15 protein-coding genes and 1 pseudogene are annotated in these 15,591 nt (G+C 58.5%); 10 read left to right on the top strand and 6 right to left on the bottom strand.

Annotated features, from left to right (window positions below; genetic code table 11):
* Window positions 1-25: 25 nt before the first annotated feature.
* A complete protein-coding gene (locus QZ647_RS11585) occupies window positions 26-784 on the bottom strand; it encodes a hypothetical protein (RefSeq protein WP_291272311.1) in 759 nt (252 codons plus the stop codon).
* A gap of 329 nt (window positions 785-1,113) precedes the next feature.
* Between QZ647_RS11585 and QZ647_RS11580 the strand changes: the two genes are divergently transcribed.
* Window positions 1,114-1,353, top strand: a complete 240-nt coding sequence (locus QZ647_RS11580; protein ID WP_291272310.1) for a helix-turn-helix transcriptional regulator — start codon at window positions 1,114-1,116, stop codon at window positions 1,351-1,353.
* 566 nt (window positions 1,354-1,919) lie between these two features.
* The gene (locus QZ647_RS11575; protein WP_291272309.1) at window positions 1,920-3,182 is read left to right on the top strand and encodes a Fic family protein; all 1,263 of its coding nucleotides are present in this window, start codon (window positions 1,920-1,922) and stop codon (window positions 3,180-3,182) included.
* A gap of 22 nt (window positions 3,183-3,204) precedes the next feature.
* On the opposite strand, the gene QZ647_RS11570 is transcribed toward QZ647_RS11575, so the two are convergent.
* Window positions 3,205-3,552 (bottom strand): helix-turn-helix transcriptional regulator, encoded by a 348-nt coding sequence (locus QZ647_RS11570; protein WP_291272308.1) that lies wholly within the window; start codon window positions 3,550-3,552, stop codon window positions 3,205-3,207.
* A 200-nt stretch (window positions 3,553-3,752) separates the two neighbouring features.
* On the opposite strand from QZ647_RS11570, the pseudogene QZ647_RS11565 reads away from it, so the two are divergent.
* The 6 genes and pseudogenes from QZ647_RS11565 to QZ647_RS11540 all read left to right on the top strand — a co-directional run.
* Window positions 3,753-4,384, top strand: a pseudogene (locus QZ647_RS11565) (recombinase family protein); the annotation flags it as partial.
* A gap of 584 nt (window positions 4,385-4,968) precedes the next feature.
* Window positions 4,969-5,652: a response regulator transcription factor gene (locus tag QZ647_RS11560; RefSeq protein ID WP_291272306.1), complete on the top strand. Its 684-nt coding sequence runs from the start codon at window positions 4,969-4,971 to the stop codon at window positions 5,650-5,652.
* A complete protein-coding gene (locus tag QZ647_RS11555) occupies window positions 5,649-7,052 on the top strand; it encodes an ATP-binding protein (protein ID WP_291272305.1) in 1,404 nt (467 codons plus the stop codon). Before QZ647_RS11560 ends, QZ647_RS11555 begins: the two co-directional genes overlap by 4 nt.
* A 59-nt stretch (window positions 7,053-7,111) precedes the next feature.
* Entirely contained in the window at window positions 7,112-8,380 is a 1,269-nt protein-coding gene (locus QZ647_RS11550) for a hypothetical protein (protein WP_291272304.1), read from the top strand.
* A gap of 156 nt (window positions 8,381-8,536) precedes the next feature.
* A complete protein-coding gene (locus tag QZ647_RS11545) occupies window positions 8,537-9,169 on the top strand; it encodes a c-type cytochrome (RefSeq protein WP_291272303.1) in 633 nt (210 codons plus the stop codon).
* Window positions 9,166-9,471 carry a hypothetical protein gene (locus QZ647_RS11540; RefSeq protein WP_291272302.1) on the top strand — a complete coding sequence of 102 codons (306 nt, stop codon included), beginning with the start codon at window positions 9,166-9,168 and terminating at the stop codon, window positions 9,469-9,471. The genes QZ647_RS11545 and QZ647_RS11540 overlap by 4 nt, the downstream gene beginning before the upstream one ends.
* 625 nt (window positions 9,472-10,096) lie before the next feature.
* Here the strand turns inward: QZ647_RS11540 and QZ647_RS11535 are convergent.
* From QZ647_RS11535 to QZ647_RS15635, 4 genes are all read right to left on the bottom strand, one after another.
* Window positions 10,097-10,618: a sigma-70 family RNA polymerase sigma factor gene (locus QZ647_RS11535; protein WP_291272301.1), complete on the bottom strand. Its 522-nt coding sequence runs from the start codon at window positions 10,616-10,618 to the stop codon at window positions 10,097-10,099.
* Window positions 10,619-10,810: 192 nt separating this feature from the next.
* Complete coding sequence (locus QZ647_RS11530) at window positions 10,811-11,380, bottom strand: hypothetical protein (RefSeq protein ID WP_291272300.1); 570 nt, start codon at window positions 11,378-11,380, stop codon at window positions 10,811-10,813.
* 232 nt (window positions 11,381-11,612) lie between these two features.
* Window positions 11,613-12,980, bottom strand: a complete 1,368-nt coding sequence (locus tag QZ647_RS11525; RefSeq protein ID WP_291272299.1) for a pyridoxal-phosphate dependent enzyme — start codon at window positions 12,978-12,980, stop codon at window positions 11,613-11,615.
* A gap of 17 nt (window positions 12,981-12,997) precedes the next feature.
* The gene (locus QZ647_RS15635) at window positions 12,998-13,456 is read right to left on the bottom strand and encodes a methyltransferase domain-containing protein (protein WP_366526186.1); all 459 of its coding nucleotides are present in this window, start codon (window positions 13,454-13,456) and stop codon (window positions 12,998-13,000) included.
* Window positions 13,457-14,105: 649 nt separating this feature from the next.
* Between QZ647_RS15635 and QZ647_RS11520 the strand changes: the two genes are divergently transcribed.
* A complete protein-coding gene (locus QZ647_RS11520; RefSeq protein ID WP_291272298.1) occupies window positions 14,106-14,582 on the top strand; it encodes a MerR family DNA-binding protein in 477 nt (158 codons plus the stop codon).
* Window positions 14,557-15,084: a (2Fe-2S)-binding protein gene (locus tag QZ647_RS15630; protein WP_366526173.1), complete on the top strand. Its 528-nt coding sequence runs from the start codon at window positions 14,557-14,559 to the stop codon at window positions 15,082-15,084. The genes QZ647_RS11520 and QZ647_RS15630 overlap by 26 nt, the downstream gene beginning before the upstream one ends.
* The last annotated feature ends 507 nt before the right edge of the window (window positions 15,085-15,591 follow it).

The following is a 15,591-nucleotide window of genomic DNA, read 5'->3' as shown; positions in this document are numbered from 1 at the left end:
TTGACGAAATCTTTAGGCCGTTGCCTTATTTTCGATTGGCAAGCCCCCGCCACATATCGTCGACTCGCTCCTCATCCATTCGCTCCACCAATTTGGTCGTGCCCTTTCGTACAAGATTTTCCAGAGAGGCATTCACTGCTGATATGAATTGAGGGAATTTCATCAATTCTGTTCCTGGGTAGGCCTTATAAAGTGAAGTGAATCCACCTCCAATGGATGGCTCGATTGATTGTGAAATATAAACATCAACCGCACCTATTTGAGCATTATCCGCTTGGAGATAAGAGGCTAGTGCCGTCTTTGCTTTAATGGCCATGGTCGCGTCATAGCTTACTTTTTTGGCAGTTGGAAACAACCAAGTAGAACCATTTTCGGAACGATGGCCCTCGGGTTGTACACCTTTTCGACCTAAGTAGAGGTGAAAATAGAGGTCAACAATCACCGGTGCATCTTCCTTCGGCACAACTTCCATGCCTAATTTTGTAAGCAGGCCTGATAAAACACGCTGAAGGCCAGGTTGAAAGACATCAGGGTGATCTGTGATTTCCCGGAAATAATATTTCACCCAGTGGCCACGCAGAAGTTCGTCATTGAGCCCTTCCACATTGATGACCACCGACCCCACACCTACTCGTCGCCCCTTGGTTGGGCGCGAAGGACCAGGAACCTCAAATTTGGACAGGTCGAGCTTGATTACTTGGTGGTAGTCAAAAGCCGGTTGCACTTCTTGCCCAAAAACGGAAAGGGCCACCAAGCAAGTAGCCAAAAAACAACGAAGGTTCATCGCATCTCCTATTGGAAACAAGGACGGTAATCACAGCGGGGTTGTCATGCTCTTGAGAAGGTTGCTCTGCATGGGTTTGGTAACTGACGAATGGAGTTGACCTGCTCCAGCCTGCGGCCGGGTGATGAACGAAGCGTAGAAAGTCGGAACATGAGAGGGGGAAGCCGGCAGCCTAGGTTGGCAACCATCCTTCTGGTTTGTCCTTTCACGCTGTCCTTCTCTGCTGAACCTGGATGGATTCCCTTATTTCATTGCCGAGATTGCCCTCATTTGGGAAATGCTACTTTAAGTCTGTAGATCCAAAGTCATCATAAGGCAAACGATGGCTGGTGCCAACAAAGCGCAGCCACTCCACAGCACGCTTGCTCTTCGCCTCCAATCTACGAAGGGCTCGACTTCAGTGCCGACTTTCTCAGGAAGGCTTGGCCGAGCTCTCGGAACTCCATCGCACCTATGTGGGCTCCGTCGAACGCGGCGAACGAAACGTATCCATCGATAACATGGAACGGTTGGCCAAGGCGGTTGGGTGGGAGCTTCGGGATCTACTGTCCCCGATGGACGGGGAGTAGCTGAGGCAATTCATTACCTCAGGCTGTCGAACAACGACCTTCCGGTCCGTGGGTCCGAGCCTACGCCGCTTCGTCCGCTCCTGCCCCGCTCCCTTCGGCTCGCCCAACTTGATGCCTCAAGTCGGGTCCCAACTCGCCTCCGGTCGCTCCCCGCTGCGCTCGTCCGGCAGGGGGCATAGCCCCGCCGGGCGGCTGAGCGTGGGGCAGGTGCTCCTACGCAGCTCCGGTTCTCCCCCCTACCCGAAAGGGCTTCCATTGAAGCCGAAAATCAATCAGGCGCTACCTGCTGCGATCACCCCTCCTCTATGCCTAGGGATCCTCCTGGAGAGAACGGATAAGTGCCTAATTGTAGTATTATTTATTGCTGATTTCGAATGCGGTTAATTGGAGCTGGTCACCCCGGCATAGGGTTACCCCAGATGATGCGATTACAACGCCTAATCGCATCATCTGGGGACGCTATTAGGGATGCCCTACTGCTTGCGTCACCTGGTCATTCAGGCCTCGCCCCCTTGCACATGATGTGATTAGAACCCAAAATCACATCATGTGGAGATGTGATTACCGTGAAGCGCACGCGCCTTTCACCTTCAAAGCCCGTAGCTGTCCACCACTCAGGGGAGGGCCTGGACCAAAATCTCTTGGATTCCCCATCGCCGAAGGTCCTCTGTCGCGCCTCCGGCATTCTTATCCCCAAGGAACAGATTCAGGATCGCTGGATTTGGCAGCACGCAGACTGGCCTGCTTTTACCTGGCAGTGGGATCAGCTGGTGGGGCCGCTTGGAACAGCACACCAGGCCCTGGGGCGCCTCCAGATGGCAGGCCGTGTTCTCTCCCCCAAAGCCTTTCAGGAAGTGCTGGCTGAAGTCCTCACCCAGGAGGGGGTGAGCACCAGCGCCATCGAAGGAGAGCACATCAATCCTGCCTCCATGGCTGCCTCCGTCGCCCGCCACCTCGGGCTTCCGGTGGACAGCAACGCTCCATTCGATCGCAAGGCGGAAGGGGTGGGTGCAGTCCTTTCGGATGCCATGCAGAACCCAAGCACCCCGCTCTCACTGGATCGTCTCTGCCGCTGGCATCGAGCGCTCTTCCCTAAGAGTCGCCCTGACATTGCCATCGGGATGCTCCGCCCGGGACTGGTCCATGTAGAGACCCGCGTGTCGGAGGAGGAGTCCATTGTCCATTTCATGGCGGTGCCCCGTGCTCAACTGGAACCGGAGCTTGACCGCTTCCTAGAGTGGTTCAACTCGAGTTCATCCACGGATGGATTGGTGCGTGCTGGCGTGGCTCACCTCTGGTTCGTCACCATCCATCCCTTTGACGATGGCAACGGCCGCATCACGAGGGCACTCACAGACCTGGCCCTCTCACAAGCTCACGACAGCGATCCAATCGTCCGCATGTCTAGCCGGATTCTCCAAGTTCGTCCGGACTACTACGCGGCCTTGGAATCCGCCCAGGCGTTCCGCCAGGGGCTGGACATTACTCCATGGCTGCAATGGTTCCTCACCCAGGTAGCGGAGGCCTGCACGCAGCCCGAGCAGATCATCCAGCGCTCACTCGCCAAGGGAACCTTCTGGGCCCGTTACAACGACAAGCAGATCAACGAGCGCCAGCGGAAGGCCCTCAACCGACTCCTGGATGCCGGGCCCGGCGGCTTTGAGGGTGGTATGACTACCCGGAAATTCGCAGCGCTGACAAGCTGCAGCCCCATCACCGCCTCCCGCGACCTCGCAGATCTCGCAAGCAGTGGATGTCTTATCGTGGTGGGTGCTGGCCGCAGCACGAGCTACATCATCCCCTGGGATTCCCTCATTCCCTCAAAGTAACTAGGTCTTCGCTGGATCTCGTCTACCCCAATTGGGCACGTCGAGCATGCCCAAGTAATGCCGAGCCAACATCCATAACGAGCTCGATTTCGGCTGGCGACAAGCGCGAGACGAACCACAAGAGCTTTTCGACCGCCCGATCTTTAAGGCTGTCCGTTTTCGGCAGCCGGAAGAGTTCATGCAACTCAATATCGAGGGATTCTGATAGAAGGATGACCAGTCTAAGCGAGATCACCCTTCTTCCTGTTTCGACGCGACTGATGGTTTCCGGCTGGACACCGACCTTTTCGGCCAGGTCTGCCTGAGTCAGCCCGACGGCCCGACGTTGTTTGGCGATTCGTCGGCCAAGTTTTTCTGCAAAGGTTTGCATGCGAGGAGCCCCAGTCGAGGCGGCCGCGCTGACTCGCGAGGTCAGATTCCCCTGTGGACTTAACCTACCAGGTCATGGTTTTGCAGCGAACTTGACCTCTCAGGTCATGGTGCGCCACCAGGGAGACGGATAGGGTCGTCTGCCTGGGCAACGGCAGTTTTGTGGAGCCGAAGCCATCGCCACGGGAGGCAAGGCGCAGCATGAGCGACGACTTTATCTGCGCAGCCCAATACGTCCGGATGTCCACGGAACATCAGCAATACTCAACGGAAAACCAGTCAGATGTGCTCCGGGAGTACGCCAGCAGGCGGGGCCTTCAGATTGTCCGAACCTTCAGTGATGCGAAAAAAAGTGGCCTTCGGATCGATGGCCGGGATGGATTGAAGGAACTGATTCAGGTGGTCCAAACCGGGCAGGCCGATTTCGCCATGATTCTCGTGTATGACGTGAGCCGCTGGGGGCGGTTCCAGGACGCCGATGAAAGCGCTTATTACGAATACATCTGCAAGCGAGCTGGAATCACCGTTCAGTATTGTGCCGAGCAGTTTGAGAACGACGGCAGCCCGGTCTCCACGATCGTGAAGGGCGTCAAGCGGGCCATGGCGGGGGAGTACAGCCGGGAACTGTCAGCGAAGGTCTTCAAGGGCCAGTGCCGACTCATTGAGCTCGGCTTCCGGCAGGGTGGGGCTGCTATGGGCTGCGGCGGTTGCTCATCGACCAGGCCGGAAAACCCAAGACCGAGCTACAACCAGGAGAGCAGAAAAGTCTCCAAACCGACCGAGTGGTGCTGGTGCCTGGACCTGCCGAAGAGCGCGCTGTGGTCCGCCGAATCTAGCAGTGGCCTGGCTTGGGCGGAAGTTGGGGATTTCTCTTCCGGGTCCGGGGAGGTCTAGTGTCGTTTCCAAACCATCCGTGCCCGACCCAGATGTCGAGGTGAAGCCCCACATCCTCACTCCCGAGATGCTGGATGTTCCAGAGGTGCCGCCAGTCCTACCCACCTTGGGGCCTCGTTTCGAAACCCCAGAGGAAGGCGATGCCTGGGAGCACAAAAAGAGGGTCGGGCAGATGAAACCTGATGTCGAGGTTGAGATCTACCGACCTCTAAGATGGAAACTGCCGGGGAGGCGCTGAGCTAGAATACAGATCAGGTAATGAGAATTACAATTATATGAAAATCCCCCTGATTCAAAATCGAACCGAGGTGCTTCCAGAACTGTTTCGAGAGGCGTGTGCTCTCGATTTCCTGTGCGTGCGGTACATTCATGTATCCCTGGCGAAGACTGTCGTCCTCTCACCCTAAAGCCCTCCGGAAATGGTTCCCAATTCCCGCAGAATCTATCCGAACCCAGGTCATCGCCTCAGATGTAGTGCCTTCAATTGGGCAGGAAGCTGGGAAAAATCAATGGAGGTACCCTGTTGAAGATCCTCATCGTGGAAGATGAATCAAGGCTGGCGGAAGTGCTCCGCCGCGGGCTTCGGGAGGAGGGCTTTGCTGTCGAACACGCCGCCAACGGCCTTCGTGGCGAAGAAATGATCATGTCGGCCCATTACGATGCCGTGGTTCTCGATGTCATGCTTCCGGGCCTGAATGGGTTCGATGTCCTACGAAGAATTCGAGCCAAGGGATCCAAGGTTCCCGTCCTCATCCTCACCGCCAGAAGCGGACTGGATGACCGGGTCCGGGGCTTGGACCTGGGCGCGGATGACTACCTTCCGAAGCCTTTCGCCTTCAAAGAACTGATGGCTCGGCTAAGAGCGATCAGTCGCCGACCAGCAGTAGAACCCCAGAACCGGCTTCTGATTGCGGATTTGGAAATCCAACTCGGAAGCCGGGAAGTCCGTCGCGGGGGGAAGCTCATCGACCTTTCCTCTCGCGAATTCGCCCTGCTCGAATTCCTGGTCCGGAGAAAGGGGCTGGTTCTGACACGATCCATGATCCTGGACCACGTATGGGCTTCTGATTACGACTATGACGGCGGTTCGAATTTGGTAGATGTCTACATCAACTATCTGCGCAAGAAGGTTGACCACGGAAACCCAATCAAGCTCATTCATACCGTCCGTGGGGCGGGGTATGTGCTCCGGGAGCCCAGCTCATGAAGACGACTGGCACCCTTCGCTTTCGACTGACGGCCTGGTACAGCCTCACCTTGTTGGCGGTTCTGACCGTGTTCGGGGCCATGCTCTATGCGGTGGTCCACCACCACCTGCTGCACCACCATGATGAGCCGCTTCGTGCCAGCGCCTACGCCATCCTGAAAATCATTGATGAGACCGAAGACTGCCACATCCTGACTGATCGCCAGGTCGAGCAACTCGGGAAAATCGGAAAGCTGGCCCTCATCCATGAGACCCAGGGGGAGCGGCGGGTCTTTTTCGATTCACCCGAACTGAGCGGCAGCCCACTCGAGCCGGTCCTGACCACCCTCCCGCTCAAAAACCCCTCCACTGCTCAGTTCGAAGCCTTGGAAAAGGATGGCGCCTTCTGGCGTGTCCTCTCCCTTCCTTATCAGGTCCGATCGGGGAGGAAGGGTATCATTCGCGTCGTAGAAGACATGGGCGACATCAGGGAGACGCTGGAAGCCTTGCGTCTGGGCCTGCTGATCCTGGCGCCCCTCGGCGTGCTCGTCTCCAGCCTGGGAGGGTATTGGCTTGCCGGAAAGGCCCTCGCCCCCATGGAGCGGATCACAATCATGGCCCAAGAAATCGAGGCCAGCAGCCTCCATCGACGTCTGACTCATCCAGGCAAGGACTCGGAGATCGGACGCTTGGTAGAAACCCTCAACCGGATGTTCAGCCGCCTGGACTCATCTTTCGAGTCCATGAAGCGATTCACGGCGGATGCTTCCCATGAACTCAGAAGCCCGTTGGCGACCGTCAGAAACGCCATCGATATCACCCTCAAGCGGCACCACACACCAGAGGAACACGAGGCAACGCTCAAAACCATCGGAGCGGAGGTCGATCGCCTGAGCAGCACTGTTGAAGACCTCCTCCTGCTGGCTCGTGCGGACTCCGGAAGGTTGGTCGTTCATCTGGAGCCGGTCAGGCTGGACCAGATTCTGGAAGCCCAGGTGGATGCTTTCCTGGAGCAGGCCGAATCCTCAGGCCTTCACTTGAGCCTCCGCTATTCAGAGGCGGCGATCATCCTGGGGAATGAACGGTGGCTCCACCTGATGATCGGCAACCTGATCGGGAACGCTTTGAAGTTCACACCCGCTCCCGGTGAGGTGATCGCCCAGACCCATCAAGCCGACGGATCCATCTATCTGATCATCGAGGATTCCGGCCCAGGGATTCCCCCAGAAGACCTTGAGAAGATCTTCGATCGTTTCTATCGATCCGACCCTGCCCGATCCCAAGCCACTGCTCCTGGTACGGGACTGGGCCTGGCGATTGCCGCATGGGTATCGAGCGTCCATGGCGCGGAAATCCGCGCGTCAAACCGAGCGAAAGGCGGAGCCAGGTTCACGGTTCGATTCCACCCCCACTCGGCATGAAGGCCGTATGATTTTCCATTCCCACCAAGGCAACATCCGCTTGTCCATCGAGGTCCAACATGGAATCCGCCCCCACTGAGGCAGTCGGCGTTCTCGACGCGGCTGTGGACAGGTATTTCGCAGATCCCGAATCCGTCTATCACACGTGGTTCCTCGGCGAAGATCGATTGAAGGCCTTCCGGAACATCCGCCGCGGTGTGCAAACGGTCATCCAGGACATGGTCAAGGGCACTTTTCCCCGCGACTACCGCGGGTCCAGCCTCGAGTTCCTGATGGCCGCCGTGACCGAGCAGAAGCAGGTCTTCCAGGGGGCGGCTCATGCCTTCTATTGGAAGCCGAAACTTCGGATTCCCGACATCTACGAGCACCGGGAGAACCAACTCGGATTCGCCCGGTTCCTGGAGGAGGCCTTCAAGGCCGCCCGGGAAGACCAGATCCTCGATGCGATCCATCGACTGGATGGGCTGAAGATCAAGGGGATGGGACCGGCCTCCGCGAACATCCTCTACTTCCTCCACCCCACCCTGATGCCCCCCTTTAACACGGCCATTCTGGGCGGGTTCAACGCCCTCACGGGAAGCGCCTTGAAGCTCGGATCCTGGCGAGACTACCTGGTCATGCGGAAGGGCATCCAGGCCCTCAATGATCGATTCGCCACCCGGTTCTCCCGGGATCTCGGTGCCGTCTCAGGTTTTCTCTTCGATGTCGGTATCGGCAAGATCGCCATGGATTCCAATGTCGAAACTGCCCTGGCTTTTGAAGAGAAGAAGATTCGAAAAACCCTGGATAAACGCCATCAGGAGGTCTTGGATGACGCCAAGGAGTCTTCACTGCACGCTCGGATGCAGGCCCACCTGTTGAAGGTCGGCCAAGCCCTCGGCTACCAGGTTTGGATTGCGCGCAATGACCGATCCGCGCCGAATTGCCATGGCGGCGGAAGGCTCGGGGAAACGGCCTTGGCGGTCCTCCCGCCTTTGGACCTGGGGGCTGAGGTGACCAACACCGTCGAGCTGATCGATGTTCTCTGGCTCCAGGGAAACAGCGTGGCCTGCGCCTTCGAGGTGGAGAAAAGCACCTCCATCTATTCGGGCATTCTCCGGTTACAGGATTTGAGCCTGTCACTCTCCGGGCTCGACCCTGATCTGTTCCTCATCGCGCCAGATGAGCGGGAGGGCGAAGTGCGGGCGCAACTCCTTCGTCCGGCCTTCCGCCAGTTGGCCAATCGGCCGTCCTTGATCACCTTCACCGATCTCGAAGCGCATTGTGAGGCCCTGTGCCGCTTTGGAAACGACCAGAAGGCCCTCAAACGCATTGCACGCCCCTTCTGAACCCCCTGGACGAATGGCTTCCCATTGGGGCTGAACTTTAATCTTCCCCTAATCCTACTGGACGATACTGACATTCCGTCAGAGCTCTGGCGGAGCCTACCCTCTCAATCGAGGAGTTCGTTCATGGACTTGGTGATGAATCGAGGGCGCGCTTTCATGCGTCGACACGCTGAGGTCCTGGGCCTCTTATTGTTGCTGGTGATATCCGCTGTGTCCTTCATCGCCTGGATCATCGTCCACGGTGTCAGTGCTCGTGACCAGCCGACGGCCGTCGAGGCCCTGCTGGCTCGATCTCTCCGGCACGCGGCCATTCCCCGATCAGACCGCGCCCTGGTCAATCCCGTGCCCTTCAACGAGGCTGCCCTGGAGGGGGGCCGGATGCACTGGGCGGATCACTGCGCGCTGTGTCACGGCAACGATGGGAAGGGAAACACCGAGATTGGCCGAAACCTCTTCCCCAAGGCCCCTGATATGACGACTTCGGTCACTCAGAACCTGAGCGATGGGGAACTGTTCTCCATCATCAAGAACGGTGTGCGGCTGACGGGCATGCCCGCCTGGGGTGCCTCATCCCACGCCGAGGATGACCAGACCTGGAAACTCGTCCACTTCATCCGGCACCTCCCCAGGACCACTGCCGATGAACTCGACCACATGAGAAGCATGAACCCAACCTCGCCCATGAAGCAGCGCGAAACCAAGGCCGAAGACGATTTTCTCAACGGGACGGACGCCCTCTCCTCGGCCGGGGAAAGCGCCCCGTCCACCCACAGAAAGGAACCCCGATGACAAGATCCTCACACCTGCTCTGCACCACCGCCCTGCTTGGCAGCGCCGCCATTGTCCAGGCCCACACCCACAAGACCCTCATGGGAACCGTGAAGGCCATGGATGGCAGCAAGATCCAACTGACCCTAAAGAACGGAAAGGCGCAGACCATTCCGCTCGCCAAGAGCACCATGATCATGCGCGGCAGCGAGATGGTGAGCGCCGATCAGGTGAAACTAGGCTTGCGCGTTGTGGTGGTCCTTGCGGAGGATGACCGCACTGCCGAGACCATCAGGATTCCCACGGCGAAATCCTTGAAATAGCCGATTACCTCGGGGATGGATCAACCCACAGGGTTCCATCCTGGGGGTTCTATGAGGACATATCCATGGCCACCTTCATTCCAGGCAAGAGCCCGGTGGTTGGCTGCAAAGATTGTTCGAGCTTTTCCAGAATCATCCTCCAGGCCTCCAAGGGGGCGTTCGAAGACATAGATGGCTCGCCCATCCTCTAGGCGGTAGCAGGCCGCGCGGCAGGAGGCCATGGTGCAGGCACATACCCCCTTCAGTGATTGTCCTGTCAAGCACACCGGAAGCCTGCTGTCGAAACCGACCGCTCGGGAAGACCACTGGCTGTAGTGCTCTTCAGGGTTGGGTAGAGTGGGATCCACCTTGAAATCCACTCGCTGGACTTCCATGTAGCTCTGGATCGCAGCCCGACTGATTCGTTCAGCCTCTAGGCTTCGCCAGCGAACCAGCCAGCCCCATGAACCTCCTCCGAGAAGGATCAACAGTGTTGCCGCGAGGCCAATTGCACGCCAACTCCAGGGCGAATCCTGTCGCCTAGCGGCACGCAACAAGCTCACTCGGAGGTCATCCGGGGCAGTGGTCGGATGGAGCACCAAGCGAAGATCCTTTTCGAATGCCGTTGCGGAGGTGGGTTTTTCATTCATGTCGCACCCCCTTTCAGTCGGTTCCCTGCCTTAGCCATTGCCGACTTCAAAGAAGCTTTTGCCCGATGAAGGCGACTTTGCACGGTGCCCATGGGTATGCCCAAAATGTCAGCCATCTCTTCATAGGAAAGATCCTGCTGGTACCGGAGATAAAGAAGCGATCGCGCGGCTTCAGAGAGATCGGCCATGGCTTCGGGTAGCGTAGCGAGCAGAACAGGGTCAACGGGTTCCTCGCCCTCCGGGCTGGGGATGTTCTCGAAGGCCTGATCGTCCCAAACCTCGAACTTGGCGCTAGCCCTGAACTCCATGGCGATCTCGTTGCGGAGGATGGACAACAACCAGCCGCGTACCGCCAACACATCTCGCAACTGGCCGCGCTTTTCGAAGGCCTTTAGAAAGGTTCGTTGAACGATATCCCGAGCGAGGTCTTCTTGGCGAACCTTTGCCCGGGCGTAGGCGTAGATGGCATCGAGATGCCCCTCAACCAACGATTCGCAAGTTAGGTTCACACCGTTCATTCTGGCCGAGTCCAGGTAGACCCCCAGTGTGCCTTAGCCAGAACGAGACGCAGGGATAAATATTGGAGAGGTGTGTCGGGCACCTTCGGACTCAACCCCTTGTCTCAGATTCGGTCGATGACCATACGCGGCTTCTCAGAAGGATCTGGAGGTTCCAGTGATCCTGGCTCCTACTGATTAAAGAGAATGCGTTCAGGGCTGGGCCCCGAGCAACATGGAGGTGGGTTCGGTGCCCTCTGAATCGGAACCGGTGCTGGTCATACAGTTTTGTACAGCATTGCAACGCAAGGGCTGCTTAGAGGCCGCGCGAATGTCATCCGCGGTTTGCAGGTACCAGGAGTCCTGGGTTGCTCTATCCGCCTTGATGCCATTCCTCGCGCTATTCCTATGACCTTGTGATTCCTCGCAAGTCATGGTTCGGCGCGCGTTCGGGTTCAAGTCGCTATCCGTCTGCAAATACCACGAATTGACGGTCATCGTGGCTGAGGCGATTGTCTCCTTCTCTGTACTATTCATGCAGCTAGGCCTATCACTGCAAGTTATAGACGATTGTGCTTTCGCGCGGAGGTCATCCGCAGTTTGCAAGTACCAGGGATCGACGGTGAGCACACCATCATCCTTGTCTTCATTGATGACCTTGCTCATCGAGCAGTGGCCTTCAGTGCTCTTGGCTGGCACAGCCTGAGCCCCAGTGTTCCCGGCAAAACCAATGCTGGAGGGAGAAAGGGCAAGGATGATGAGCAGGTTTCGAGTGATCTTCATGAAATCTCCTTTGTGAGGTCAGCCAGTTCGGCGGCTCATAGAAGGGATGCACCATTGGTCCGTTTGTTCCGTCTCGTTCTTGCCGAAAATTCGCGGCAGTACTTTGAGCCCTTCAGGAGGTATTGACATCCTCCCTATAAAACCTACGAAGGAGAAGGAGGGCCCTGGGTATAGAAGTGGTGAGAACGCCTGGGCACTCTGACGACGATGATCTAAGCGGGCATTCGCAGGGTCATGGTGCCTCTGGAATGAACGCGAGATCGAGGGGGGTCACGAACCCATAGGGTCTACCTTCGTGGATGACGAAAACCATGGGGTTCCGGAGAGCCAAGTCGTGGAGCAGCTCTAGATCCGCGCCCGAATCTAGCCATGGCAGTTCGCCCGAGACCCAGTGGCTGACCGGAAGGGTTCGTGCCGCGGGATCGGAGATTCCCCCAGCGAGCAGGGTGCGAATCTCCACCGCCCCAACCAGGCCCGACCCGTCCAGAACGGGAATCACGGTCAATCCAGCGGCTTCCATGCGCTTCAAGGCACTCCTTGTGGAATCGCCGGGACTCACCGATGCCGCAGTTCCGTCCTCGAACCGCCGCACCACCCAGTCCCTCAGGTCGCCAAGGCGGGAAGGACCGCCCCAGCCTCGTCGGCGAGTCCAAGATGGGTTGAAGACTTTGGATAGGTAACGGGCCCCGGTGTCGCACACGAATGTCACCACCCGCTTGGGTGCCTTCTGTTCTCGGCAATACCTCAGGGCGGCTGCCAGAAGCGTGCCTGTGGATGATCCCGCGAGGATACCCTCGGCCTCCAGCAGCCCGCGAGCCGCCTTGAAACTCTCCTCATCAGAAATGATGTAGGCCCGTCGCACCGCCGTGAAATCAGCCTGGGGCGGAAGGTAGTCCTCTCCGATCCCCTCCACAGCCCAACTCCCAGCCTGCTCCATCACCCCGTGTTGAAGCCAGGGCACTAGGACCGATCCCTCAGGGTCCGCGAGCACCATGTCCACCGATCGATTGTGCTTTTGGAAGCATCGGGTAAGGCCTGTGAGGGTTCCCCCCGAACCGACGCCGCAGACAACTGCATCCACATTGTCGCCCATCTGGGCCAGGATCTCGGGTCCCGTGCTTTCCTCATGGGCCTTCGGATTCGCGGGGTTGGTGAACTGGTCGGTGTAGAACGCACCTGGGATGTCGGCAGCCAGGCGAGCCGCTACATTCTGGTAGTAGTCTGGGTGCTCATTGCCCACATCGGAGCGAGTCAGGTAGATCTCCGCGCCCAGGGCCCGCAGTTGGATCATCTTCTCTTCCGCCATTTTGTCAGGGACCACCAGCAGCACGCGGTAGCCTTTGGCACGTCCTACCAAGGCGAGTCCGAGCCCAGTGTTCCCCGCGGTAGCTTCTACGAGAACACCGCCGGGCCTCAGCCGTCCCTCTCGTTCGGCCTCGCGGGTCATGGCCAGAGCGACACGGTCCTTGATGGATCCACCTGGGTTCTGGGATTCCAGTTTGAGAAACAACTCGCAGGGACCTGTGTCAATCCGGCCGATTCTCAGGAGTGGGGTGTGGCCGATCAGATCCAGTACCGATTGGGCGGGGCATGGGGCCATGGCAGGTCCTCGAGAAATCAGGGAAGGCCGACGATCACATAGGCCGGTGGTAGGTTTCGCCAAACCGGGCCCAGGACGTGAACCCGTCGGAAATGCCTCCGGAACACCGGGAGCAACCTCAGGCCGTACTGGAAGGCGATGAATCGGCCTTTCGGCGCAAGCTCGGCCCGTGCGGCCGCCAGGATGCGGTCCCTCGACAGGGCCGGAAGCGACTGGAAGGGAAGGCCTGAAACGATGGCATCTACCGGGCGCCCACCTAGGGTGTGGAGGCACTGCCCGAGATCCGCCGCATCTCCCATGCAAATGGCCAGGCGGGGATCCCTGACCTGGCTTCGGAGGCGATAGGCCAAATCCGGATCAAGCTCCAACGCGAGAAGCCGACCTTCCATCGGGAGGTGGGTCAGAAGCTGCCTTGTGATGCTTCCTGATCCAGGACCCAACTCAACGATGGTCCTCCCGGGCGCCAGCCGTGCCATGACCTTGGCCAGGGATCGGCCACTCGGCAATACCGCTCCGATTCTTCGAGGCCGGTAAAGGGCCTTCCCGGCGAAGAGAACGGGATCAAGCCATGGCGATCTGCTGAGGGTCTCTGGGGTTCGGTGTGTCGTCGTTGAATCCATGCTCCACTCCAGTCGTGGCGTATCGAGTGCTAGCTGTCATGAGGGACAGGCACGGACAACAGCGACAACCGGCGGATCCCGCAAGGAAACCGGACAGGTACTGGGCGGGCTTGGAAAGATGTCGCATGTGAGTTCCTTGAGATGTACGAAGGCTGGGCCTGGTAGGCGTTGCGCTTCAACACATCTGGGACATGGACTCCTCCGAACCTGTCCATGATACAGGATTTCCCTTCCCACGACACCGATGCTGTGCACCTTGACCGGCATCACTGCCCGATCCCCGAGGTCAACTTCTTTTGCTCGCCAGCGACAATTAGGATTCCCCATGAAGGAAGCAGGCCGTAGCGGAGGGCACTCCCCTCGGGCCGCAAGCCCAGCTTTCTTGTCACAGGAGTTGAGGTAGTACGGGTTTCTTGAACCCTTGGAGAGCCACCGAGAAAATTGCCGACAGTCCCTTGACTCTATACCCAAGTACAGACCTTAACCTTCTTTATGGGAGGTGGCCGTGGGGCAGAAGTTGCTGAAGATGGGCGACCTCACCAAAGCCTGCGGGGTGAGCGATCAGGCGGTGCGGCTCTACGAGCGCATGGGCCTCCTGAAACCAGTGGGCAAGACCTCCAAGGGTTACCGGATATACGACACCGGGTCCGTGGACACCTTGCGTTTCATCAAGCAGGCTCAGCGAAGCGGCTTCAACCTGGAAGAAATCAGAGCGCTTCTTCACACAGACATCCAGGATGATCAGGCCTGTGCGTCCATGAAGGGGTTGTTGGATCAGAAGATCCACGCCTTGACGGAGCGTCTGGTGGAACTCCAAGCCACGAAGGATGTCCTCCAGAGCCTGCGGAAGGCCTGCGAGGGGGAGCCGGGGCCCCTGTGCCCGGCATTCCTAAGGCTCTGCGTTCCGAATTGCACCGTCTCAAATCCCCAGGGGGTGCGTTCCTCCGGGCCCATTCATGAAGAGGAGAGACATGACGATTGAACAAGACAAGGGATGCGCGATCCATGCCTGTTGCAGCCCTATGGCCAATCCCCAAAAAACAGCCTCCTGCCCGGCGTGTGGAGCGGTTGGAGAACCCGTGAAGTCGATCACGCTACGATCCCTGCTCCAGCCACACCTCCTTCAGCAAGTCCAGGATGAGGGGTACCGCTTTTGCGCCAGCCCGGAGTGCCAGCTTGTGTACTTCAGCACGGATGGGGCTCAGACTTTTTCGCGTGGCGACCTGACCCTGCGGGTGGGAGTGAAGGAGGTTGGCGCACCGCGACCGCTTTGCTACTGCTTCGATCACAGTGCGGAGAGCCTCCGTGAGGACTGGGTCCTGAATGGGAAGAGCACGATACTGGAGTCCATCAAGGCTGAGGTGAAAGCGGGAAACTGCCGTTGCGAGGTGACCAATCCAAGCGGTGGCTGCTGCCTGGGGGATGTGATCAAGAAAATGAAAGCGATAGCGGCTGCTGAAAGGGGGCCTTCCAATGGCCTCTGAACACCACGATACCTGCCCTCCCTCCGAGGTGGATGAGTCCGTGAGTAGACCGGGGAACTGCACTCCCCCTCCACTCAATGGCGAGGACAGTGTCAGGCACACGGTGTGGGCCTCCGTTGGTTTGGGAGTGCTGGCCTCGGCCTGCTGCTGGGTGCCCCTGACGCTGGCGGGTCTCGGCGTGGCCACAGGAACCCTGGGAGCCAAGATCGCCTGGATTCGCCCGTGGGCTTTAGGCGGCCTTCTGACCCTGCTTCTGGGAGTGATCGGGTGGTGGATGCGCAAGCGTTTCACTTCGATTAGGCCTGCGGAAGACTGCTGCGCAACGGTCCCCAGGTTCCCAACCCTGGCGGTGACGATCCTGGTGGCCTCCTATGTGGTTGCTTGGGCCTCACCCCACCTTCTCCACGCAGAGAAGGATTCGCCTCTCACGGCCCTGACGCCGCCCAGGCCAAATGGGGGCACCCTCCTAGTAATCTCCACTCCTCAGTTCGAGTGCCCACCTTGCGT

The organism is Geothrix sp., assembly GCF_020622065.1.
Taxonomy (GTDB): Bacteria; Acidobacteriota; Holophagae; order Holophagales; family Holophagaceae; genus Geothrix.
Note: the sequence above shows the minus strand (reverse complement) of the source record. Positions and strands in the feature narration are given on the sequence as shown.